Annotated in this window: 17 protein-coding genes and 4 pseudogenes; 10 read left to right on the top strand and 11 right to left on the bottom strand. The window is 40.3% G+C overall.

Annotated elements, in window-relative coordinates:
* Window positions 1-8 precede the first annotated feature (8 nt).
* Window positions 9-980: an iron-siderophore ABC transporter substrate-binding protein gene (locus QUB80_RS08875; protein ID WP_289789144.1), complete on the top strand. Its 972-nt coding sequence runs from the start codon at window positions 9-11 to the stop codon at window positions 978-980.
* A 5-nt stretch (window positions 981-985) separates the two neighbouring features.
* A pseudogene (locus QUB80_RS08870) lies at window positions 986-1,366 on the top strand (DUF1636 family protein).
* Between the two features lie 129 nt (window positions 1,367-1,495).
* Here QUB80_RS08870 and QUB80_RS08865 read toward each other — a convergent pair.
* Together QUB80_RS08865 and QUB80_RS08860 are read right to left on the bottom strand one after the other, a co-directional pair.
* Complete coding sequence (locus tag QUB80_RS08865; RefSeq protein WP_289789472.1) at window positions 1,496-1,750, bottom strand: DUF4351 domain-containing protein; 255 nt, start codon at window positions 1,748-1,750, stop codon at window positions 1,496-1,498.
* A gap of 9 nt (window positions 1,751-1,759) precedes the next feature.
* Window positions 1,760-1,855 (bottom strand): annotated as a pseudogene (locus tag QUB80_RS08860) (hypothetical protein); the annotation flags it as partial.
* Between QUB80_RS08860 and QUB80_RS08855 the strand changes: the two are divergent.
* Window positions 1,834-2,518: pseudogene (locus QUB80_RS08855) on the top strand (ABC transporter transmembrane domain-containing protein); the annotation flags it as partial. The pseudogenes QUB80_RS08860 and QUB80_RS08855 sit on opposite strands and share 22 nt — an antisense overlap.
* Window positions 2,519-2,576: 58 nt before the next feature.
* Here QUB80_RS08855 and QUB80_RS08850 read toward each other — a convergent pair.
* The 3 genes from QUB80_RS08850 to QUB80_RS08840 all read right to left on the bottom strand — a co-directional run bounded on the left by QUB80_RS08850 (window position 2,577) and on the right by QUB80_RS08840 (window position 7,106).
* Window positions 2,577-4,301, bottom strand: a complete 1,725-nt coding sequence (locus tag QUB80_RS08850; protein WP_289789143.1) for an HAD family hydrolase — start codon at window positions 4,299-4,301, stop codon at window positions 2,577-2,579.
* A 139-nt stretch (window positions 4,302-4,440) separates the two neighbouring features.
* On the bottom strand, window positions 4,441-5,886 hold the full coding sequence (locus QUB80_RS08845) for a WD40 repeat domain-containing protein (protein WP_289789142.1): 1,446 nt from the start codon (window positions 5,884-5,886) through the stop codon (window positions 4,441-4,443).
* On the bottom strand, window positions 5,883-7,106 hold the full coding sequence (locus QUB80_RS08840; RefSeq protein ID WP_289789141.1) for a TRAFAC clade GTPase domain-containing protein: 1,224 nt from the start codon (window positions 7,104-7,106) through the stop codon (window positions 5,883-5,885). The genes QUB80_RS08845 and QUB80_RS08840 overlap by 4 nt, the downstream gene beginning before the upstream one ends.
* Window positions 7,107-7,676: 570 nt before the next feature.
* On the opposite strand from QUB80_RS08840, the gene QUB80_RS08835 reads away from it, so the two are divergent.
* The 3 genes from QUB80_RS08835 (at window position 7,677) to QUB80_RS08825 (ending at window position 10,429) form a co-directional block, all read left to right on the top strand.
* Entirely contained in the window at window positions 7,677-8,216 is a 540-nt protein-coding gene (locus tag QUB80_RS08835; RefSeq protein ID WP_289789140.1) for a GAF domain-containing protein, read from the top strand.
* Window positions 8,217-8,548: 332 nt separating this feature from the next.
* Window positions 8,549-9,469, top strand: coding sequence for a ribonuclease D (locus QUB80_RS08830; protein ID WP_289789139.1), 921 nt, complete (start codon window positions 8,549-8,551; stop codon window positions 9,467-9,469).
* 120 nt (window positions 9,470-9,589) lie between these two features.
* The gene (locus QUB80_RS08825) at window positions 9,590-10,429 is read left to right on the top strand and encodes a tetratricopeptide repeat protein (protein ID WP_289789138.1); all 840 of its coding nucleotides are present in this window, start codon (window positions 9,590-9,592) and stop codon (window positions 10,427-10,429) included.
* Window positions 10,430-10,608: 179 nt separating this feature from the next.
* Here the strand turns inward: QUB80_RS08825 and QUB80_RS08820 are convergent, their stop codons facing one another.
* Window positions 10,609-11,571 (bottom strand): protochlorophyllide reductase, encoded by a 963-nt coding sequence (locus QUB80_RS08820; protein WP_289789137.1) that lies wholly within the window; start codon window positions 11,569-11,571, stop codon window positions 10,609-10,611.
* Between the two features lie 282 nt (window positions 11,572-11,853).
* On the opposite strand from QUB80_RS08820, the gene QUB80_RS08815 reads away from it, so the two are divergent.
* From QUB80_RS08815 to QUB80_RS08800, 4 genes are all read left to right on the top strand, one after another.
* Window positions 11,854-12,720 carry a Tab2/Atab2 family RNA-binding protein gene (locus QUB80_RS08815; protein ID WP_289789136.1) on the top strand — a complete coding sequence of 289 codons (867 nt, stop codon included), beginning with the start codon at window positions 11,854-11,856 and terminating at the stop codon, window positions 12,718-12,720.
* A 79-nt stretch (window positions 12,721-12,799) separates the two neighbouring features.
* Window positions 12,800-14,113 carry a TldD/PmbA family protein gene (locus QUB80_RS08810; protein ID WP_289789135.1) on the top strand — a complete coding sequence of 438 codons (1,314 nt, stop codon included), beginning with the start codon at window positions 12,800-12,802 and terminating at the stop codon, window positions 14,111-14,113.
* A gap of 30 nt (window positions 14,114-14,143) precedes the next feature.
* Entirely contained in the window at window positions 14,144-14,854 is a 711-nt protein-coding gene (locus tag QUB80_RS08805) for a class I SAM-dependent methyltransferase (protein ID WP_289789134.1), read from the top strand.
* A gap of 83 nt (window positions 14,855-14,937) precedes the next feature.
* A complete protein-coding gene (locus QUB80_RS08800; RefSeq protein WP_289789133.1) occupies window positions 14,938-17,568 on the top strand; it encodes a chloride channel protein in 2,631 nt (876 codons plus the stop codon).
* A 6-nt stretch (window positions 17,569-17,574) separates the two neighbouring features.
* Here QUB80_RS08800 and QUB80_RS08795 read toward each other — a convergent pair whose 3' ends face one another.
* From QUB80_RS08795 to QUB80_RS08770, 5 genes and pseudogenes are all read right to left on the bottom strand, one after another.
* The gene (locus tag QUB80_RS08795) at window positions 17,575-18,003 is read right to left on the bottom strand and encodes a type II toxin-antitoxin system VapC family toxin (protein ID WP_289789132.1); all 429 of its coding nucleotides are present in this window, start codon (window positions 18,001-18,003) and stop codon (window positions 17,575-17,577) included.
* On the bottom strand, window positions 18,000-18,350 hold the full coding sequence (locus QUB80_RS08790; RefSeq protein WP_289789131.1) for a hypothetical protein: 351 nt from the start codon (window positions 18,348-18,350) through the stop codon (window positions 18,000-18,002). Before QUB80_RS08790 ends, QUB80_RS08795 begins: the two co-directional genes overlap by 4 nt.
* A gap of 177 nt (window positions 18,351-18,527) precedes the next feature.
* On the bottom strand, window positions 18,528-18,872 hold the full coding sequence (locus tag QUB80_RS08785; RefSeq protein ID WP_289789130.1) for a DUF433 domain-containing protein: 345 nt from the start codon (window positions 18,870-18,872) through the stop codon (window positions 18,528-18,530).
* 766 nt (window positions 18,873-19,638) lie between these two features.
* Window positions 19,639-20,635 (bottom strand): annotated as a pseudogene (locus tag QUB80_RS35205) (protein kinase domain-containing protein); the annotation flags it as partial.
* A gap of 149 nt (window positions 20,636-20,784) precedes the next feature.
* Window positions 20,785-22,848: a serine/threonine-protein kinase gene (locus tag QUB80_RS08770; protein WP_289789129.1), complete on the bottom strand. Its 2,064-nt coding sequence runs from the start codon at window positions 22,846-22,848 to the stop codon at window positions 20,785-20,787.
* Window positions 22,849-23,192: the final 344 nt, after the last annotated feature.

Raw genomic sequence — 23,192 nt, 5'->3', positions numbered from 1 at the left:
AGACGTTTATGCGGCTAACTATAAAACGCTCTATTTCTCTACTATTGCTGGCTGCTTTCACAACGTTGCTGGTGACTGCTTGTAATCCAACTTCAAATTTAAGTATAAAAAGATACGATAAATCCATAAAATATTGCCGTGTCGTGCAAGATGTAATGGGTAACACTTGCATCCCTAATAACCCTCAGCGAATTGTAACCATGATGTCTATCTCTTTAGGTAGTGCTTGGGCGTTGGGGATTAAACCGATTGCATCTGCATGGGTACCAGGTGAGCCTTTCCCAGCATATATTAAGGATCAAGAGCAGCTTGAAAATATTGGTACTCTTTATGAGCCAAATGTAGAGAAAATCCTACAATTAAAACCTGATTTAATTGTATCAAATACACGACCAGCACTAAAGAGAATTCATAAACAGTTGTCCAGCATCGCACCTACCGTTGTTGTAGATGCACCAATTCCACCTCTATCGTGGCAGCAAAGCCTAGAAGATATTGCAAATTTATTCGGAAAAGAACAAGAGAGCCAACGATTAATAGAACTTTACTGGCAACGGGTTGAGAAACTTAGGCAAGCATTGGGAGATAAAAGATATCAGTTAAAAGTGTCTGTCATTACTATAAATCCACCCTATGGAATATTCACTTACGGACAAAAACATCCCACAAGCCAAGTATTGTCAGATGTCGGACTACAGCGTCCACTGATACAGATGGGAGATTTCACTACAAAAGAGCAAATTTCTCAGGAACTTCTGCCTGAACTTGATGGAGATGTTATTTTTCTTTCTTATAGAGGAAAAAAGGCGGCAAAGGAATCCTTAGAAAAACTCCAACAAACCCCTTTGTGGCGCACCTTAAAAGCAGTACAACAAAATCGAGTTTATCTTGTAGATGCTAACCATTGGTATGCTTTTGATGTTTTGGCAATGAATGCCGTTATTGATGATTTATTTAAATACCTCGTCAACGCCCCTTAATTCTTATGCTCAAACACACCCTATTCGTCTGCAAATCCTGCCACCGTTCCACTGAAAAACGACCAGAAAATCCACCTTTTGATGGCACTATTTTACTTGATAAAATCAACACTTTATGCGTCGAAAAATTCCCAGATGATGAAATTGAAATTCAAGCAGTGGGATGCTTATGAGCTTGCAATCATGGCTGTGTTCTATCCATCTCTAGTCCAGATAAACCCACCTATCTCTTCGTCAATCTCACCCCAGAAGAAAGTGCCATAGCCTTACTAGATTTTATGCAACTATATATTAATAGTGCTAAAGGAACTGTAGTGTGGAAACAGATTCCTGAAATCTTACAATCTGCTACTTTCGCTCAAATACCCTCACAAAATAATTCGTAATTACGTAATTACGAAAGTTTTATACAGTCTAGCTTTGGAGGATTTGAATCTGTTGCCAAATTTTCGAGAATTGGTATTACCAGACTGTGCGATCAATTATCAATTCGTGCCTTTAGCCAAGCCTGTAAATCAGCCACACTGGTAAATATCCAGCAATGCTTCACCTAACTCTTCCAATCTTGACAACGACAAACCCAAAACCAAAGAACGAACCTCCTGGGGAAGTTCTCCAAAACGCTTCGTCAACTGTCGGGTAACAAAGTTAACAGCTTCTTCTTGCCGTCCTTCCTGTTTAATTTCCCGATAAACTCTCGTTTCCTTGAGTGTAATATCTAACATTGCCTCTACCTCCACTCTACCCAGTTCATCAAACCGATAAGTCATGATTATTGTAACTATCTCAATTATCGCACGACTATCTGATGGCGATAATTCGGCACGAGTCCGATTTAACAAGTACCTCGCTGCTGCTGGTGCTAGGTGGTTCATTTATCCTTATCGCCCCTAATGTAGCTTTGTTAGCAATCTTACCCACACCCTTCATTTTTTGGAGTTCATTAGCATTCCAAAAACGACTCGCACCCCGTTATGCAGATGTGCGTGACAAAGCCGGATTTATCAATAGCCGTTTAGCCAATAACCTCTCAGGAATTGCTACAATTAAAAGCTTCACGGCTGAAACCTACGAAAGAGAACGTATCCTCTGTGAAAGTGAAGCCTATCGCCGGAGTAATCGAAATGCGATCGCCCTTTCTGCTGCCTTTTTCCCGGCAATTCGCTTTGTGGTTGTCATCGGTTTCATCGCCACGCTGTTTTTTGGTGGTGTAGCAGTGGCAAATAATCAGTTAACTGTGGGAACCTACGGTTTCATGGTATTGTGCAATTCTCAAATATCCACCGATTTTGATTGTGGATGAAGCGACTTCTGCGGTTGATAATGAAACTGAAGCGGCGATTCAGAAGTTGTTGGCGATGATTACTCAAAATCGGACAACTATAGCTATTGCTCATCGTCTTTCCACAATTCGTCACAGTGATTGTATATATGTGATGGATAATGGTGAAATTGTAGAGCAGAGTAAGCACGAGGATTTACTGGCGCTTGATGGGATTTATGCAAGTCTGTGGCGCTTACAGTCTGGGATTCATTAATATAAAGAGGCTTGAAGTTGTTTGAGGATTCCGCCTTTAAGGGGCGGAAATACGTTAATTACGCTGGCAAAGTATAACGTTGCTCAATTGCTGTTTTGATAGCAGCACGACTTTCGGATGCGGAACCGTTAGCAGTTTGTTCTATATTTGCAACTTCTTCAGCTAAAGATTCATCCTTAATTGCTTCTCGAAACCAGCGTGAGTAATCTCCTTGGCTTAGGTGATACAACCAAGTTTCATCATCTACACCTTCTGCGATTTGGGTAAACAAAATCAAGTTTTGAGCGCGCAGATTCAATTTACCTTCTGCTCCTCGAAAATAAAAGCTTTTGTCTTGTCCCAGTTCTCCTTGCGCATACTTGCGGACATGACGGCGGCGTTCGGTATTTCCAGGGGCAATGCGGAAGCGGAATGGTTCGGGATCTTGTCGAAACCAAGCGTAAACTTCTCCTGGTTCAAGGGTTTGAGGTGTTAATTGTGGCGGACAGTAACCGACGACTGTACAGAATTGCTCAATGTTCTGTTCTGGTGAGTTGCCAACGGTGAGGATAGCATCTACTAAAGATAAAGCAGCAGGTGCAACTTGATCGGGATGCACAGTAATGAGCATCAAGCCGTCTATTTTTTGAGGTAAAGTTAACGAGGCAGAGTTCCAAGATGAAGGCAGAAGATGGTGTGCTTCATCCACTACTATCCAATGGGGACGTCCTGTTTGCGAACGCAATTCTTGCAAAGCCGGTAGTAATGCTGCAAAAAACGCCGGACGATCGCCTAAAGCAATACCAAGTAAATTAACAATTACATTTTGATCAGGTCGTTCAAGTAATTTCAATACTTCTGTTAATCGTGGCGAGCGATCGCTATCACCCAAAACAACCGCATCGGTAAAGTTCTCGTAATCTCCTTCTGGATCGATAATGCAAAATTGGTATTTTTGCTCGGCGATCCGTTCTAACATTGCTGTTGCCAAAGTGGATTTGCCTCCGCCAGAGGTGCCAGCAAGCAATAGACTTAAGCCATCAGACTTAATTTTAACCTCGGAATTATCTTCTCGTGTTCCCAACAGAATATTATGTCGTTGCAACTGGCTATTAATGTCAGCCAAATCTGAGGCAAGTAGTTTATCAATTACCTCTACAACACCAGCACCGCGACTACCATCGGTGACAAAATCCACTCGTTCTTTCACCATTGGTAAGGCATTGGCAACCGCAACCGAACACTCACACATAGTGAGAAAGGCATGATCGTTTTCTGCATCGCCAATACCAACAACATTGTGTGGCGATAACTTCAACTCATCCAAAGCCGCCGTCAATCCCGACGCTTTATTGATACCACTAGGTAGCACCATTACCGCACCTTTATTAAAGATGACTTGCAATTCCAATCCCAACTCGCGGATTACCTCTAGAACAGTTGTTTCATTTGGATGCCAAGTAGCGACAATAACCTTACCCACTGATAGAGGCTCAACATGGCGTTCCTGCAACGCTTTAATAAATTCTACAGGTGGTTGCGTACCCAATATTTTCTCTTGACGGGAAGTAGGGAAATAAAGGACAGCACCATTTTCTGCCACAATACAATCAAAACAATCAAATTGTGAAAACGCCTGCTGCAAATCATCTAGTTCCCTTCCTGTCACCAAAATCAGTTTTCTAGCAGAAGTTTGCAGGCATTTTAGTGCTTCCAGGGTTTCATCATTTACCTGTCCATCTGTGGCAAGTGTACCATCGTAGTCAGTGGCTAATGCAAAGTAACGCATGGATGTAGTTGTCATCTGCGGCTTTCACTTCAGAGCTTCATTATCAAATTGCTGCAGTTCGCAACTTTTGTTATCCAGCTTTAGAAATAAAATTTTAGGGAACACGGTACTAGGATTTCTTAATTCCTAATCCCTAGTATCTAGTCCCCAGTCCCTAGTATTGCCACAGCTTGATAGTTTTATCTTGACTGCAACTAGCTAAAATATTTTTTTGAGGGTTGAAAACCACCGTTCTTACTTCCGCTTCATGTTCAGAGATTGTAAGTATATAACGTTCTTTTTTCAGACCCCAAATGCTTATTTTTCCATCTTTATTCCCGGTGGCAATTACTCGACTATCAGGGCTAAAGGCAACTGAATTAATTTCACTATAATTTTTGGCAGAATGAATATGATTCTGATTTTTGAAATCCCAAATTTCTAAGCTTTCGTCACAACCAACAGCTAGCAGCATTCCATCAGAACTAAAAGTAACAGAGTTGATAGGAGTTAAATCAGTCACTAATGGCGGACATTTTAATCGATTTTTGGGAAGCCAGATATTAATAATTCCGTCCTTCTCACCGCTAATTAAAATTTCTCCACCAGGAGTAAAGGCTATTGTCTTAACTTCACTTAAATTATCAGCCAAAGTGACTCTTTTATAAGACAACATATCCCAAATTATCAAACTTCCAGATTTGCTACCACCAACAAGTAACTGTCCATCTGGGCTAAAGGCAACTGTCAGAATTGTTCCTGGCTCTAAGTCAGGTTCTAAGCGTGCCTTTTCATAAAGACGCTTTTCTTCTTGATTCTGGGAATGATTCCAAAGCCAAACAGAGTTTCGGCGACTTAGATAAGTTCCACTAGCAATACAGCTTCCATTGGGGCTGAAGACAATTGTACTCGGCAAGGAGTTAGATGAAGGGCCTTGTAGTAGTGTTTTCGGCTCGTCTATATTCTCTAAATTCCATTGCTGAATAGTTTGTTCATCTGTTCGACTAACCAAAAATTTACCATCTGGACTAAAGGCAATAGAACTAACAGGAAAATCGACTTTTATAGTTTGCTTTAGTGTTAATTTTTCACAACTTTTAGAAGATGAAAAAGATTGATTAGCTAGAAATGATTCTACTAGTTTTAAAATTACAGGCTGTTCAGAGATAATAGAGCCGTTTACTTCAAAAGCAGTTGAAGGTTTAGCTGGAGTAGGATCGGTAAATTCCCAAAATTCACGATAGGCTTCTCTAACTTGACTTTGTACTGCTGTAATAATTTGGTTAGTGACGACTGGATTATCTAGAGCTTCATTAAATACCAATCCTGTTATTAAATAAATTTCTCTTCCAAATGGATCTCTAAGAATAACAGTTTCTTCACCAACTTCAATATCTGCCTTTGTCGCTTTAACGATTTGAAAAACTAAGGTTAAATCCCCAACCCTAGAACCGATAATTTTTCGACAAATAGCTGTTCCCTCTTCAGTTAAATCTCCATCGGCTGCTCTTGCTAGTAAATTAGATATCTGGGCTTTGCAGATAAAATCTGGGGCAACAACCGTGCGATAATCAAGATAATAGTTACGGCTAACTAAAAAAGACCAAGCTTTAAGACTCATACTCCTGCTCCTCCTAAATCAGATTCAGGATAGTCTCTGTGCAGTTTTTCGCGAATGTCGATAAAGCTCTCAATGATATGCTTTAGTGCTGTTTCTTCATTCGTAACTTTTCTGAGAGATTCTTCTCTTTGACGGCGTAGTTTTTCACTTTCTCTCGCAGCCTCAGCTTTTGCTTTAGCTACTTCTTGCCGACTTTTTTCAACTTTCTGCTCAACTTGTTGAATACCTTTTTCTGTAATATTTAGCAGCTTATTTAAAGTATCATTATCAAATTTGTATTTCTCAGGTAATAAATGCCGTCCTGTTGTAGCTACTAAATTTAGAAATGTGTCAGAAACAAATTGATTTACTTGTTCTAAAAAGCTAAACTTGGGAAGTACTTCAGTTTTTCTTTGTAAAATTTCATGATGTTTTGCTTTTATCTGATTAATTTCTATTTGCAAACCATCTATCAAAACGCAGGAAAGAGGTACTTCAACCTGAAAAGGTTGCGGAGTTGTATCAGTGCTCTTTTTCATTTCTCCATCTTGGAAGATTGCAAAATTCATGCCGACAGAACTAACGGGAATAAGTCTAACAGGACAATTTGCATCATTTCTTTGTTTGACAACATTTTTAAATTCAGGAACTTTTCTGAGCAACCGATACCGAACGTCAGAAAGGTCAAATCCACCTTGATTATCAATTAAATCCCACTTACTAATAATAAAATGTACTGGTATTTTTTTGCATTTCTGGATTAAATACAGCATATTTGGTAATTCTTTTTGTAACCAAATTTGAAGTAATTTATCATCACTTCCTTTTAATAAACTAAGAATTTGTTGACCATCTAGAATGGCTAATACTGCATCTGCTTCATCAATTTCACTTTGAAAATCAATATTAAATTCAGCTGATTCGTCTGCTGCTATCTCTGAAAGCATTTTTCCAGGATAGTCTTTGTAGATAAATTGACACGCTTGATGAACAGATAAATCTTTAGTCTTGACACAACAGGTAAAAGTCCAATCTTTTATTTCTTGAGTTCCTTTTGGCCAAGTTTCACCTGTAATAATTTCTGTATAGTATGTATTGAGAAGCTTACGCTGTAGAGAATCTTCTACATCCAGAAAAAAACCATATTCACCTTGAGTAGATAATTGCTTAAACAAACTCGCTAGAAATACTGTTTTTCCTGAGCCACTTGGGCCGAGAGTCATAATACTATATTTTTTCATACTTATCTGAGTTTAAATTAGAAGTTAAAATTGACTAAAACTTATACTTTTTAATTTTTTCAATATGATTGAGCCGCTTTCGTTGATCTAAATCTTCAACATCCAAACAAAAACCATACTTTCCCTAAGTTGATAGTTCCGTAAACAAACGAGCAAGAAATACTGTTGTACCTGCCCCCGCAGAGCCTAGTGTCAGAATTTTGTAATTTTTCATATAAATTACTTAAGTTTTTTCAATTCCAAAATGGAATTATGAAAATAATTAGCTTAAAACTGTAAATATATGATTTTTATGCTTGGTTGCTCGTTTCTCAAAATCTTCTTGTTTTTAATTAAAAATTAACAATTTTATGAGATAAATTTATAGTATATTTGCAGTTACAATATAATTCTTTTAAAAACAAGCAACCTCGTAAAATCTACTGAGAAAACTTCTATACAATGGATTTTTGATTGGAAAAACTACAGATAATTTCTGAACTGATGAGTGAGCTTCCATGATGCTGGTAGCGATCGCATACGATATTATAAGGAATGCGAAAATCTTAACTTAGCCTTCATCTCAAAGCAGTGGCAACTTATTCCAACTCGGAATTTAACAATAGCTTCACCCAGTCTTACGAGCGGGGATTGCAAAAAGTACTCGATCGCCTGATCGTTACAATGGAGCGTGATGAGTTAGTGAGACAAACCACGAACCACTTAAGAGAGTGTTTCCAGGTTAATCGCGTAGTTTTGTATTACTTTTACTATCAGTGGTATGGGCAAGTAACCTTTGAATCATTGAGTTCTGAGGAATTTTCTATTCTTGGTTCCACGGGGCCAGATAATTGTTTTAATGATGAGTATGCTGCTTTGTACTTGGCAGGAAGGGTAAGGGGAATCGCCGATATTGAGTCAGAAGCGATCGCTACTTGTCATCGAGATTTTCTGCGTAAGTTGCAGGTTCGTGCTAACTTGGTTGCACCAGTTTTAACCCCCAAAGGTTTATGGGGATTGCTCGTTGCCCATCACTGTCAAGCACCTCGCACGTGGACTTCGTTAGATATTGAACTGATTCAAAAAGAAGCACAAACTTTGGCAACAGCACCTTGTATTCAAGAGAGTTAGTAGATGGTGGGTAGTTGAGAGATAGTAGTATATGTAGGGTGCGTTACGGACTCTTTCCGCAGGCACCTTCTAAAGCTTGGTGTGTTACGCTTCGCTAACACACCCTATGCGTATTTCAAAAATAAAATATGAGTCCTATAGATAGTAGGTAATGAATAGTAGAAGTGGTTAACAAGTAAAAATTAACTACTGTACGGATGGGTTTAGAAGATAAATGGCATTGCTGATTAATGGATGAAAATAATGCCTAGTGCCAAAATCCTTGTCCAGACTCGATATATCGAGTCTCTACCTACTAACTACTATCTACTACCTACTAACAACCTGCTCTTATGCCTTACCTGACATCAGCAAATGCAATCCGTTCTCTAATTTTTGAATATACCAACACCTCAACTTTATGGATAGATACAGAAGTCGCCGATTATAACAGTCGCAATCCCAGACTGTCACTGATTCAGGTGTTAGACGATCCCAAAGATATGACTGGCGATCGCATTCATGTTTTAGATGTGCTTAAACAACCTGATGTTGTGATTGACTTTATTGACCAAATCATGCTTAACCCTGCGATTGAAAAGGTATTTCATAACGCTAGCTATGATTTAAAATTTCTGGGTAATAAAAAAGCAAAAAATATTACTTGTACTTTAGAAATGGCAAAAAAAATACCTTACTATATATTGCCATTATCAGACTACCAACTTAAAACTCTTGCCTCAACACTATGTAACTTTCGGTATATCGACAAACAAGAACAAAGTAGCGATTGGGGACAACGTCCTCTCACTGAAGAACAAATTGAATATGCTTATCTAGACTGCATTTATCTAGCTCAGGTGCATATGCGTTTGCTAGAACTAACTAAACAAAGTAATCCTAATCCTGCAACTGAAGACTTGATTGCACTTGCAGCAAGATACCAGGAGATTGAGCAGCAATGGAAGCTGTTGAATTCAGAGTTTGAGCATTTGCAACAAAGAATTAAGCAGGCGATGCAAGCTCAAAATTTATCAGAAACTTCGGACTTTAAACTAACGAGTTACGATCGAACAACTGTCAAAGTATCATTTGTAGAGTTAGCTAGGCTAGTACAAACAGAAGGTATTGTATTAGATTTTCCGATCACACTGACTCAGAAATTGCAAAAAGACTTAGGACAAAACCTTGAACAATTGTCAGCAGATGTAGAGAAAATTACTGCTTGGCGTTTAACTATGAAAACTTCTGAAAGTGACGTTGAAGATAAGTAAATTTTGCCCCAAATTAAAAATATTTTAGATATTTTAAATGCAGTCTTTAAATAAAAGATGACAAAATGTTGGAAAAATTATTCCAATATAGCAGGACAAAATATTTGTTGACTGTAATTTATGAAACTGCGTTTATGGGAGCAAAAATTTACAACAATGGCAGTCAGTATAACTGCGCTAACTGCATTTATTGCGATCACAACGGTTTCCTGTACTAAAAACAATGATGTATTAGTAACAGAAATTGGAGTTAGTCCTCCCAGGCGTCCAGTATCAAAACCATCAAAAGCAGCGGACTTTTACATCCAAGGACAGTATAAGCATATCCAGGGCGACTCTCAAGGCGCGATCGCTGCTTTTACCAGATCAATTAACCTGAATCCAGATTATGCTCCAGCCTACAATAGTCGCGGACTTGTTCACTTTGATATTGGAGACAAGCAGCAAGCAATCTCAGACTACAGCCAAGCGATTCGCCTCAATGCCAACAATGCCGAATTTTTTAATAATCGTGGCAACGCCCGTGCTGCACTAGGAGATATCAACGGAGCAATTGAAGATTACAATCAAGCCATTCGTCTAGCTACTACCTATGCCGAAGCCTACAACAATCGGGGCAATGCTCGCGCTGCAACAGGAGATAGAAACGGGGCAATTTCCGATTACGATCAAGCGATTCGCTTCAATCCCCAGTATGCTGCTGCCTATAATAATCGGGGAAATGCCCGCGCTGCCATCGGTAATCAACAAGGAGCAATAGCTGATTATGACCAAGCGATTCGCCTTGCTCCTAGATTTGCCGCCGCTTACAATAATCGAGGCAATGCCCGTGCTAACCTGGGAGATAAACAAGGAGCCATTGCTGACTTACAGCGAGCTGCAAATATCTTTCAACAACAAAATAACGATCAGTTGTATCAACAGGTAATGAACAATATCAGAGATTTTCAGCAGCAATAGGATAGAATATTTCACGCCACTTGCCCAGGAAGGGTTTCCCGACTTGTAGACACGCCTTCTTCGGCTTCAGTGCAGAGTACAAAGTGGCGTGAGGTTGGAGGGGTTAAAGAAGTTTCCCAATCTTTAACTATGGGAGTACTCTAAAGCAGCAGTTCAAAGGGCGATCGCATTTAAAAAGGTTACGCTAGCCCCACCAATTTGTTGCTTAACTCCCACATTCGCTCTGCTCTTTCGTCATCACGGGCTTGGGGGGAAACTCTTTGAACAAAGGATTTGCCGTCTTTCTTCTGGCGATTTCCCCAGCTCCAATAAACACCAGATTGCTTGTACTCAGGAGCGGCAACTACTGCTGCTACTCTCTCACCAGCTAATTCCTGAGATACGTATCCCCCAGTAATATACTTCTGAAACAACGGGAAAAGTTTTTGAAACAGAGGATAGTGGTTTCTAAATAGGGGTGTTTCTGCAACACATCCCGGATAGAGAGAACTAAAGACAATACCAGTTGACTCGTGATAGCGTCGATGCAATTCCCGCATCGTCAGTACATTGCAAACTTTACTATCCTTGTATGCTTTGACAGGTTCAAACTTCTTGCCATCAATCATGGAAATTGGCTCCTTAAATCCTGCTGCAAAGCCATCTAAATTTCCTAAATCTGGGCGTGGGGGAATTTTTCCACCCAATTCATCTGGGTTGTGCGTTACAGTTCCCAAAATCACAAGTCGGCGATCGCTGGCATTGGAATTCTTAAGATCCTCAAGCATCAGGTTACATAAGAGAAAATGACCAAGGTGATTGGTGGTAACAGTCAACTCGTAGCCTTCTGGGCTTCGCAACGGCTCTTTGATTAAAGGCATATAAATGGCGGCGTTACACACCAAAGCATCCAATGACTTGCCGCTTGCCCTGAAGTTATTCACAAACTGTCGAACACTTTCCAAAGAGCCTAAGTCGATATGCATTATACTGTAGCTGTCCTGGGGCATTCCTACAGATTGTGCAGCTTTTTCAGCCTTTTCTAAATGCCGACAGGCCATTACTACGTGCCATCCTCTTTTTGCAAGTGCTTTTGCAGCATACAAACCAACCCCTGAGGATGCGCCGGTAATTACAACCGTTGACTTACGATTTTGTTCCATTTTATTTATTAAAAATATATTGCCAATCCTTTATTGTAAAGCCTTGAGGATGCTTTATTGTTGCTAGAACAATGCTTCAGTTATTCGGGAACGGAAGCTTAAAATTTGGCAATAAAAGCTTTAAAATTTGTAATATGAACTGAATTGTAATTACGATAGTTTGAGCTTTAGTGACTATATTTTGAAGTTTAGTAACACTAGCTTCAATATTTGTAACAAAAACTGAAATTATTATACTGAAAATATAAAAAATAAAATCTAGCCAAATTTTAACGGCATAACATGGGCAGTATCTGGGAACTCGATTTTTACTCCCGTCCAATTCTGGACGAAAATCAGAAAAAAGTTTGGGAAGTCTTAGTGTGCGAAACTCCTTTGGATACCCGTACAAATGTAGATTCTTTGTTTCGCTATGCTAAATATTGTCCTAGTACCCAGGTAAATTCGGCATGGTTGCGGACGGCACTGCAAGAGGCAATTGACAAAAAAGGAGAAGCACCAATTAGAGTTCGCTTTTTCCGGCGGCAAATGAACAATATGATTACTAAAGCCTGCCAGGATATTGGTGTTCCGGCACAACCAAGTCGTCGGACTTTGGTGCTCAACCAATGGCTGCAACAACGGATGGAAGAAGTTTATCCTCAACAAGAAGGATATCAAGGGGGAGCTAATCCTTCGGTGCGTTTGGAAGCCCCTTTAGCCCAACGTCTACCCGATGCATTGGAAGGGCAACAGCTAGGATTTGTGACTTTACAAGCCTCGGAATTTACGGATATGTCGGAGTGGGATATCAGCTTTGCTGAAGGATTTCCCCTAGAGTTGGTAAATATTTCTCCCCAAACTCCCATTCCTGGTGTTTTGATTTTCTCACCCAGAGCATTACCTGTGGCTGCCTGGATGTCTGGCTTGGATTTGGCGTGGTTGAAATTTGATCGCAGTCCGCAGGGAGGAAGGTTACTTTTAGAAACAGGGGCGACTGAAAGCTGGATCTTAGCAAATATCAAAAACCCCCAAATGCTTACCCAAGCCCAAGAGTTTGAACAAGCCAAGCAAAAAGCTAACGGCGCGCATTTTCTTGGAGTGCAATCCAATCCCCAAGCAGAATCTTTTGCAGGGTTTTGGCTGTTATGTGAGATCAATCTGTCATAAAGTTAATTGGGGATTAGCTAATGGCTATTCATGCATGTTGCAATTAGCCATTAGCTATTAGCAATTAACAATAAAAAACATGGTGTCTAAAAAGTTACCAAAGGATACACTGGCAGAACAGTTACTGGAACTTGCCTTACAATCTGGTGCAGAAGTTGCTGAGGTGTATCAGTCGCGATCGCTCTCTCGACCGGTATTTTTTGAAGCAAATCGCCTCAAACAGCTAGAAACCAATCAGTCTGAAGGTACGGCGTTGCGACTATGGTGTAACGGACGTCCAGGGCTAGCAGTGGCTTATGGTAATGTGGAACCGCAGGCGATTGTGGAACGCGCCTTAGCTTTAAGCCAATTGAATCAACCAGAAGATGTGGAACTTGGCAGTAACTTTCAGCCTGCCTATCCAGACTTAGGGGCAGAGGTACCAGTAGAGAAGTTAGTAGAGTGGGGCAAAGAAACAATCGCTCTCATCCGTGATGTTTACCCAGAAGTTCTTTGTAACGGTGACTGGGAATGTGATGTTGAAAACACCAGACTCGTCAATAGCGAAGGTTTAGATTGTTACTACACTGACACTACCCTTAGTTGCTATATCTCCGCAGAATGGGTACGAGGTGATGACTTTTTGAATGTTTCCGACGGCGAAACCGAACGTGGCAATCTCCAACCCAACAAACTTGCTGCTCAAATTTTACAACGTTTGTCTTGGGCAAAAGAGAACGTTTCTTTCAAGAGCGGTCGTTCGAGTGTATTGTTTACTTCTAAAGCGGCTGATATGCTTTGGGGAACTGTCCAAGCTGCATTGAATGGTAAGCGAGTTTTAGAAACGGCATCTCCTTGGGCAGAACGCATTGGCAAACAAGTAGTTTCCCCCTCCCTAACTCTATATCAAGATCCTGAAGCAGGGCCTTACAGTTGCCCTTTTGATGATGAAGGCACCCCGACTCAGTCTTTAGTGTTTATTGAAAACGGAGTCTTGCAAAATTTTTACAGCGATCGCACTACCGGCAAGCAGCTTAACATTCCCTCCACAGGCAATGGTTTTCGTCCTGGTTTAGGTAGCTATCCTACCCCTGGTTTATTTAATTTCTTGATTCAACCCGGTTCGGGAACGCTACAAGAATTGATTCAACAATTAGACGATGGCTTGATTGTGGATCAAATGCTAGGCGGTGGCAGTGGTATTTCTGGTGACTTTTCTATTAACGTTGATCTAGGATACCGCGTCAAAAATGGTCAGGTAATTGGGCGTGTAAAGGATACAATGGTGGCGGGTAATGTCTATACGGCTCTCAAACAATTGGTTCAATTGGGTGGCGATGCTGATTGGAACGGCTCTTGTTATACCCCGTCTTTAATTGTGGAAGGACTTTCCACCACAGGCAAAAACAATTAAATAATTAGCAATTAAAATTTTTCCTCAATTATGGAAGTTTCAAGTCATAGCCAAGATGGCATTCAGCTTGATAGAGTAGTTTTTTTTGGACGTACTTTATCAGAATATGTCAAATTTTTTGACCTTGACTTATCTCAATGGGAAGATTGCAAAATATTGGATTGTCCATCTGGTACAGCTTCTTTTGTCGCAGAAGCTAACAAGATGGGTATTCATGCTGTAGCCTGCGATTTGTTATTTAATCTTGATGAAACTATTTTGTTTGATAAGGGAAAAGCAGATTTTGAACACGTTGTCGAGCGAGTCACTCTGGTTCCACAATTTTACAATTGGGAATTTTATGGAGGGCTAGAGGGATTTAAAAAATATAGAAAGCTTGCCTTTCAACACTTTGCTCAAGATTATACAATTGGAAAAAGAGCAGGACGTTATATCAAAGCAGAATTGCCCAAATTACCTTTTGCCAATCAAAGCTTTGATTTAGTTCTGAGTGGTCATTTTTTATTTCTTTATAGTGATGAGTTTGATTACAATTTTCATTTAAATTCTATTTTGGAATTGTATCGGGTTTGTTCAAAAGAAGTGAGAATTTATCCCCTACAAGGTAAAAATGCCGAAGCTTATCCATACTTAGATAAATTACTTTCTGACTTGAAAGCCATAGAAATTACTACCGAAATTGTTAAAGTTAACTGGGAATTTCAAAAGGGTAGCAATCAGATGCTGCGCTTGATTTGTTAACAGTTATCAGAGACTTTTGTAGAAACAAAAAATTTCTAATAGAAAAATATTTTTGACTTTTGACTTTTAACTTTTAACTTTTTATGTCGCCCCCTTTGCTGACTCAGTGGGTTCGCACTGTCTGGCAACCGAGAAGAGGTTTAGCGATCGCAGAAGCTTGCATCATTGGTATAGTCGCCGCCCTCTCTGCTGTATTCTTAAAATTTGGTTCAGGATGGGTAGGAACATGGCGAGTTCAAAGTTCCCACATCTTTCCAGCATGGCTGGTTCTACCAACAATTGGTTTGTGCTTTGGGTTTTTGGCAGGTTTGTTGGTAGAAAGGTTAGCACCAGAAGCGTCTGGCAGTGGGATTCCCCATGTCAAAGCCTCTCTTGCTAACCTACCAGTTAGACTTTCTTGGCGAGTGGCAGTAGTGAAATTACTTAGTGCTACGATTGCCTTAGGTTCAGGAATAACCCTCGGTAGACAAGGTCCCACCGTACAAGTTGGTGCAGCTTTAGCAGGGGGAATGAGTCGTTTGGTTCCTACCTCTCCTGATCACCGACGCCAGATGATTGCAGCAGGTGCGGGTGCAGGTTTGGCAGCAGCTTTCAACGCGCCGATCGCTGGGGTATTATTTGTGATCGAAGAGTTACTCCAAGATTTATCAGGTTTGACTCTAGGTACTGCAATCATCGCTTCGTTTATTGGCGGTGTTGTCTCTCGCTTATTGGGTGGACGTAGTTTGTTACTAAACCTGGAATTGAATAAATCCTTAAGTAGTTTTTCAATCCCAGAAATTCCTTTTTTCTTAGTATTGGGTATTTTAGCAGGGTTACTAGCGGCATTATTTAATAAGGGAATAATTGAGAGTATAAAATTATATCGAAGCTTGCATATTAGCTTGCCACTAAGGGTTGCTTTAGCAGGATTTATTTCGGGTATAATTGTTGCATTTTTACCTAGCTCGTTCCGAGATAACACTGGTTTACGAGAGTTTGTAATTGCAGGAAGTGTTAATCCTTCCTTAGCAGCATTCGCTTTTTGCGCTCAGTTTATTCTCACCTTAATAGCGTTTGGCTCTGGAGCGCCAGGAGGGTTATTTGCCCCTAGCTTAATTTTGGGTTCTTGTTTGGGATATATTGTCGGCGTAGCTGAAGTCCAATTATTTGGATTTGGCTCAACTACTACTTATGCTTTGGCGGGGATGGGAGCATTTTTTAGCGCTGTCTCGAAAGTGCCAATCACAGCGATAGTGATTGTATTTGAGATGACAACAGATTTTAATTTAGTCTTGCCTTTGATGATTGGCTCTGTGACATCCTATCTAGTTGCTGACAAGCTGATGCCAGGCTCTTTGTATAGCAGACTTTTACAGTTCAATGGCATCAATATTGAAAAACCAGTTCCGATTGAGGGTATATTGACAAAGTTAACAGCCCAAGATGTAATGCAGCAACGGGTGGAAACTTTGGATGCAGAGATGTCTTTAGATGAAGTTATGCAAGCTTTTTCTCGCTCCCACCACCGAGGTTTTCCGATCGTAGAGGAAGGTAAATTAGTCGGAATTATTACTCAAAGCGATTTATTAAAGATTCGCGATCGCAACTTGGCTTCATCTACTCCTGTGCGAGCCATCATGACACCACAGCCAGTGACGGTTACACCCAAGCATAACTTGGGTAACGTGCTGTATTTACTGGATCGCTATCAAATCAGTCGTTTGCCAGTAGTAGAAGGGCGAAGACTAATTGGAATTATTACCCGCGCCGATATTATTCGCGCCGAAGCAGACAGTCTCAACTGTGAACATCGAGAACACGGCCCACAACCGGAACCATCTTATGTAGTATACCAAACGCGATCGCCTAGTACTGGCAGAGGTCGATTATTAGTGCCAGTTGCCAACCCAGAAACAGCAGCAATACTCATACAAATGGCAGCAGCAATTGCCCGCGATCGCCACTATGAAATTGAATGTCTGCAAGTCATTCTTGTCTCGCGTCAAAGCTCTCCGAGTGAAACACCAGTCAGAACCGCAAAAAGTCGCCGATTACTGCGCAACGCCGAAGTTTTGGGCAAAAAGTGGAACATCCCTGTACATACGCAAATTCGAGTTGCCCACGATGCCGCCCAAGCAATTTTAGAAACAATCACAGAAAGACACATTGATTTAATTCTCATGGGGTGGAAGGGTAGTACTTCTACCCCCGGTCGTATTTTTGGGGATGTAGTAGATACTGTCATTCGCCAAGCCACTTGTGAAGTTGTACTAGTGAAATTAGGATACAAAAACACAGAGATTTCTCCTCAAGCATCATCTCCTCCCCAATTCAATCGCTGGCTAGTTCCGATGGCAGGTGGCCCCAATGCTAGGATGGCAATTAAATTGCTTCCTGCTTTAGTGACATTAGGGCAAGATCCGAAAATTCGCCTGACACGGGTGTTTAAGCCATCGGAGTTGGAACCAGACATGAGAGTTTTAGAAGAGGCGATTCGTCAGCTTGTTCGTCGTCGAAAATTATCTAGTACTGTCATTGCTGCCCCAATTGAAGCCGATTCTGTCAGCGAGGGCGTGATTAATCTCGTGAAAAGCGAAGGTTATGACGTAGTCGTATTAGGTGCTTCTCGTGAAGGAATGCTACAGCAAGTGATGAAAGGAAATATTCCTGAGGCGATCGCTTCTGGGGTAGATAGTACGGTAATATTGGTGAGAGGGGCGATTAATAATTAAGCTATCTTATTCGGTTTCCGCGAACCAGTTCTCAAGTTGCAGTTCTAAAAAATCGACGTAGTCCGACACATAATTTGTAACAATAATCAAATCATTAACCTTAGCAATTGCGGCAATTTTACCATCTACAAAAGATGGTGTTTTGCCAATTTTTACCAAACGCGCCCTTTCTAGGGCGTGCCATCTAGCTGCGTCCTCATCATATGGCAGCAAGGGAATATTAGGTTGCACAACTTCTTTGAGATATCTGTCTATCGTCTGACGTTTTTTAGATTCTAAAAGACGAAAGCATCCGAACAGCAATTCATGATACACAATAGTGGCTGTACCTATTTCATTTTCATGATGTCGAAGCATTATAACTACATTCGGATTAGGGCTTGGGCGCAACGGTTCTGATAGAATATTGGTATCTAGCAAGAAACGTAAACTCACCAAATTACCTCGCCACCCGGTAAATAATCACGGACTTCTGCAAATACTTCTGATTCAATACCTGCTGCTTCTAAGTCTTCTTCTTGACGAAACTTTTCTAAAGATTTCCAAAATTCAGATTTACCATTAGAGACGTTTTTTTCTTTTTCTAACTCTTCCATTGTTTTAACAAAATTCTCTTTATCTTCCCAAAGAGTTGCTAATAACTCTTTCATCCTTTTGTGCCTTTCCTCCTCACTTAATAATTGCTCTTCTTGAATTTCAATTATGATTTCTTGACCATCGGGAATATTAATTTCCGCAAATATTTCTATAGTTTTACCCCGCTTGATACCTTTTATTTTCATAACTATTCCTTGTATAGTAACTATCTAACATAATTTAAAAATCTACCAAGGTTTCCTAAATAACAACTAGTAGTTAATTATTCTTCGCGTGGAAGAAGTTGAAAAGCGATCGCTTCTGGGGTAGATAGTACGGTAATATTGGTTCGAGGCGCGATAAATAATTAAGAAATTCAAAATTTATGTAGATAGACAAACCACTCGAATCATGTTTTTTTCGATAGCATCTACGATTTCTTCAGGGTGTGCATCTGCATATGCCCAGGCATTGACTAAATCTGCTGCACTAATATGAGGATAGTCATCTAAAAGTTGTGCTTCACTAATACCTTGATGACGAGACTCTACTAATAACCAAACTGGGATGCGAGTCTTTGCAATACAGGCTTCACCACCACATACACCAGGAGTTTTTGTAATGCCATGCGAACCACTGCTTAAGGTTTGAGTCAAAATTTGTATCGCTTCAGCCTTCTCAGTTGGAGTTAATGTTAAAAGTTGTGTTTCTAGCTCTTCAAATTTCATAAATTTTCCAACATTAGGAGATACTACTACTTTCTATAAAATTGGAACTGGTATCTTAATAATGCAATTTTATTTTCCGGCGCAGGTGTAGGAATAGACTCAAAGATGGTTATTCCCCGGAAGTGACAGCAGTATTACTTGCCAGACATTGATTGGCAATTTCGGGTGCTGGTGTAGAAATATTCTGCAATGAATTAAACTCGGCTAATTGCATCCTGACAACTTCTCCCTGCTTCACTAAAGGTTTTTTAGCTATGGGGGTTGAGAGGGGATTAGATGAGTTAGTAGATAAAGTTACCTCTTCTCCTAAGGAGCAGACTCGCAAGTATATCCAAGATTTTGGATTTGTCTGTTCTATACCTGGTTGCTCAATTCGCAAAATGCTACCAGCAGTAACGATCGCCGATCTTGGAGGCGACACAGTTGTACTGAACGATATTTCACTTGCAGTTTGAATCACTTGAGGGCGATCGCTTGTCACAGATGGTGGAGGTGTGACAGTGGGTGGAGTATCAGGAATTTTCTCATTTAAAAATCCTCCTTGGCGCAACAAATATCCCACAAAACCACCAAGGAGTACTAAAATTGAGAGAATGACAAGCTTTATTGGTACTAGCGAACGTTTACCAGGTGTAGTAAGAGGCGGTAATTGAGTTTTCTGGTGTGATATCAGCGAGTTTGGCTGATTGACTTTTGTTTGAAGTGGCGGTGAAGGCTTTGTAATGACTGGTGGCGGCGTTAAAGGCACTGTGGGAGAGACGACTGACAAGTGCTTAATTACTTCGTCTGCTGATTGATAACGCTCCTCTTTATCTGTTTGCAACAGCTTGTCAAGAATCTCACCCAATCCTTGACTAACAGGGCTTTTCAAATATTGCCGCCAATTTGTTACCCAACTATAGCCATGTTGCGCCCACAAAGGGAAAGGAGCAATCCCAGTCAGCAAATGAAAGCAGGTAGCTCCTAGAGCAAACAAATCGCTAGATGGGTAAGCTTCACCACCTTTAATTTGTTCAATAGGACTATAGCCAAATGAACCAATAGTTGTTCCTGGTTTACTCTGTACTGTTGCAGTTAGCTGTTTCACGAAAAGGCTGATATGGATGTACCCCACCGCCTACGGCACCTCCCCTTACTAAGGGGAGGTTGGGAGGGGTTGAAGACGAATCACTCAAAAAGTGAAATGGTATTAGCTGTTTCGAGGCTCCAAAATCAATCAGTACGAGCTTGCCATCACTTTGAGAGTGCATGATATTTTGTGGTTTAGTATCCCGATGAATCACCCCACGTTCATGGATAAATTTAAGGACAGACAGCAAATCCAGCAATAGTTCCCGAATTTCCGTTTCGCTATAAGTTTTCTGTTGTTGCAACTGTTTGAGTAAATTCTGCCCATCAATAAATTCTTGTACCAAATACATATAGTTTTCTTGCTCAAAGTAAGCTAAAAGGGTAGGTATTTGTGGATGCTTACCTAGTTCTTGCAGCCTTTTCGCTTCTTCTTTAAATAGTTCAACAGCTTTTTTCAGTGCATAAGTTCCTTGAACTTTAGGAGCAAGTTGTTTGACAACACACAGTTCATTCAATTTATCTATATCTTCTGCTAAATAAGTCCTACCAAATCCACCTTCATCTGAAAGAACTTTAGTGACACGATAGTGTCCTCTCAAAAGTGGTATCATTGGTATGCCACAACTTTGACAATACTTTATCCCATCGGGATTTAGAGGATTGGGGCAATCGGGATTTAAGCAGCAAAGCATTGTTTTGTAAAGTTAACTGTGCTGCACTCCATAATATGATTTCTGACAATTTTGCGACTAAAATTGTCAAATTTCTAATTATTTTTATTATCTTTAAATTCCAAAAGCGAGTGTTTCGCAAACCAGGCAAAATTTAAGTTCCAACACTTTTATGGCAAAACCCGCCAAATCTTAATCAAATTATCAGCGCTGCCACCGCCGACAATTGTCTCTCCATCAGGGCTAATTGCGACGGAATAAATATAACCAGAATCTCTTTTTAAGGTGCGAATTTCTTTTCCTGTTTTTAAATTCCACAATTTAATTGTGTTGTCATTACTACCACTAATAAGGATAGCTCCCTCTAAATATTTGCCATAACCTGAAGTTGGCACAAAGGCAAGAGAATTTACTTTATCAGTATGTGCTTTCAGGGTATGTATTACCTCTCCAGTCACTAAATTCCATAATTTAATTGTCTTGTCTTTGCTACCACTAGCAAGGCTAGTACTATCGGGACTAAAGGCAATGGAAATAATCCAGTCAGAATGTCCTTTCAGTGTGCGAATACTCTTTGCAGTATCTAAATTCCAAACTTTGATAGTTTTATCCCAACTTCCACTAGCAAGGGTTTTGCGATCGCTACTGAAAGCAACGGAAGCGACTCCAGCAGTATGCCCCTTAAGAGTACGAATTTCTTTTCCTGTTTGCAAGTTCCAAAGTTTAATCGTTTTATCTACACTACCGCTAGCAAGAGTTTTGCCATCGGAACTAAAAGCAACAGAGGCGACTCCAGCAGTATGTCCCTTGAGAGTACGAATTTCTTTTCCTGTTTGCAAGTTCCAAAGTTTAATCGTTTTGTCTGCACTACCGCTAGCCAGAATTTGCCCATCAGGGCTGAAGGCAACACTCCAAATCCATCCGGAATGCCCAGCAAGAGTAAAAATTTTCTTTTGGGTTCCTAAATTCCAAAGTTTGATTGTCTTATCATCACTGCCACTGGCTAGTATTCCTTTTTCTACTCCTTGATTGGGAAGATTTGGCAAAATGGGGCTGAAGGCGACAGAATTGACATCACTAGCATGTCCTTTTAAGGTACTGGGTTGAGCAGAATTTCCTTCAATTGTGTCTCCAGGCTGATTGGGCTGAGAAGACTGAGTAATTGCCGCCTGGCGAGACTGAAAATACCAAATTCCTGCTATTCCTAACAGCATCACAGCAGCATTCACCATCAGTCTATTGTTGGGCTTTCTATGTGGTTGTACTGTTTGAGTTGGAGACGCCCCCGACGACAGTATAGTTGGGGGTACTGATAATGGTAACGCCTGATGGGTTAAGTCCTTAATCACTTCATCAGCAGATTGATAACGTTGGTGAATGTCTGTTTTCAGCAACTTGTCGAGAACCATACCCAACTCTACAGACAAGGAAACTTCACCCTTGTCCAGATTATTGAGATATTGCCACCAAGATGCTACCCAACTGTAACCATGTTGCATCCACAGTTTAGATGGAGAAATTCCACTCAAAAGATAAAAGCAAGTCGCACCCAAGCTAAATAAATCGCTGGCTGGATAGGCTTCTCCATCTTGCATTTGTTCAATCGGGGTATAGCCGTGTGAACCAATAGTTGTTCCTATTTTCGCTTGCACTGTTGCTGTCAGTAGCTTTGATGCTCCAAAGTCAATTAGTACTAATCGCCCATCACTTTGACGGCGAAGAATATTTTGTGGCTTAATATCTCGATGAATGACTCCCTGCTCGTGAATAAATTTGAGAATAGGTAGTAAATCTAATAAAAGCTCTCGGATCTCTGTTTCGCTAAACTTACCTCGTTGTTGCAATTCCTTGAGTAAATTCTGTCCATCAATGAATTGCTGGACTAAATATAAATAGTTGTCTTGCTCAAAATAAGCCAACAAATGGGGAATTTGTGGATGTTCTCCCAATTCTTGCAGCCGTTGTGCTTCTTGTTTAAAAAGCTTGACTGCTTTCTGCAATAACCACGATTCCTGGATTTTTGGTGCTAATTGCTTGACTACACATCTTTCGTTTAATTTATCTATATCTTCCGCTAGATAGGTGATACTAAATCCACCTTCAACGGAAAGTCTTTGTATAACGCGATAGTGTCCTCTCAGTAACGGTATGAGCGGAGTTTTACAACTTTGGCAGTATTTGTTATCCCCAGGATTTAAGGGGTCGTGACAGTCAGGATTCAGGCAGCAAATCATACCGTTGAGCCATTAGCAGCTTGAGTCTATATTAATTTATGACGTATAATTTTGCTATTAAGTTACTAATATTATATTTTCGCGTGGAGAAGCAATTTATTGGTAACTAGGCAATTTAAAATAAAAATACACATAGTTCATCAAAAACTTAGTTAAAAGTAGCACGAAACTGCTATAAGTGTTTTTGATAGACACTATTTTTACTCTTAGTTAAAAGGCACAGAACAATATTTTTTGAAAAATGAGCGATCGCATCAATAAACACATGAAACTCTTAATACTATGTCAGCAATTTTTCGCTCAAATAATTCACTTTAAATTCATTTTGTCGTAATGAACCATTA

This window comes from Chlorogloeopsis sp. ULAP01 (genome assembly GCF_030381805.1).
In the GTDB taxonomy this organism is placed as follows: Bacteria; Cyanobacteriota; Cyanobacteriia; order Cyanobacteriales; family Nostocaceae; genus Chlorogloeopsis.
Note: the sequence above shows the minus strand (reverse complement) of the source record. Positions and strands in the feature narration are given on the sequence as shown.

Excerpts from the sequence above, each read along its gene's own strand:
- QUB80_RS08840 (WP_289789141.1), bottom strand. The coding sequence starts at position 7,106 with ATGAAAAAATATAGTATTATGACTCTCGGCCCAAGTGGCTCAGGAAAA.
- QUB80_RS08815 (WP_289789136.1), top strand. The coding sequence starts at position 11,854 with ATGGGCAGTATCTGGGAACTCGATTTTTACTCCCGTCCAATTCTGGAC.
- QUB80_RS08825 (WP_289789138.1), top strand. The coding sequence starts at position 9,590 with ATGAAACTGCGTTTATGGGAGCAAAAATTTACAACAATGGCAGTCAGT.
- QUB80_RS08845 (WP_289789142.1), bottom strand. The coding sequence starts at position 5,886 with ATGAGTCTTAAAGCTTGGTCTTTTTTAGTTAGCCGTAACTATTATCTT.
- QUB80_RS08850 (WP_289789143.1), bottom strand. The coding sequence starts at position 4,301 with ATGACAACTACATCCATGCGTTACTTTGCATTAGCCACTGACTACGAT.
- QUB80_RS08865 (WP_289789472.1), bottom strand. The coding sequence starts at position 1,750 with ATGACTTATCGGTTTGATGAACTGGGTAGAGTGGAGGTAGAGGCAATG.
- QUB80_RS08830 (WP_289789139.1), top strand. The coding sequence starts at position 8,549 with ATGCCTTACCTGACATCAGCAAATGCAATCCGTTCTCTAATTTTTGAA.
- QUB80_RS08805 (WP_289789134.1), top strand. The coding sequence starts at position 14,144 with ATGGAAGTTTCAAGTCATAGCCAAGATGGCATTCAGCTTGATAGAGTA.
- QUB80_RS08820 (WP_289789137.1), bottom strand. The coding sequence starts at position 11,571 with ATGGAACAAAATCGTAAGTCAACGGTTGTAATTACCGGCGCATCCTCA.
- QUB80_RS08790 (WP_289789131.1), bottom strand. The coding sequence starts at position 18,350 with ATGAAAATAAAAGGTATCAAGCGGGGTAAAACTATAGAAATATTTGCG.
- QUB80_RS08770 (WP_289789129.1), bottom strand. The coding sequence starts at position 22,848 with ATGATTTGCTGCCTGAATCCTGACTGTCACGACCCCTTAAATCCTGGG.
- QUB80_RS08800 (WP_289789133.1), top strand. The coding sequence starts at position 14,938 with ATGTCGCCCCCTTTGCTGACTCAGTGGGTTCGCACTGTCTGGCAACCG.
- QUB80_RS08785 (WP_289789130.1), bottom strand. The coding sequence starts at position 18,872 with ATGAAATTTGAAGAGCTAGAAACACAACTTTTAACATTAACTCCAACT.
- QUB80_RS08875 (WP_289789144.1), top strand. The coding sequence starts at position 9 with ATGCGGCTAACTATAAAACGCTCTATTTCTCTACTATTGCTGGCTGCT.
- QUB80_RS08810 (WP_289789135.1), top strand. The coding sequence starts at position 12,800 with ATGGTGTCTAAAAAGTTACCAAAGGATACACTGGCAGAACAGTTACTG.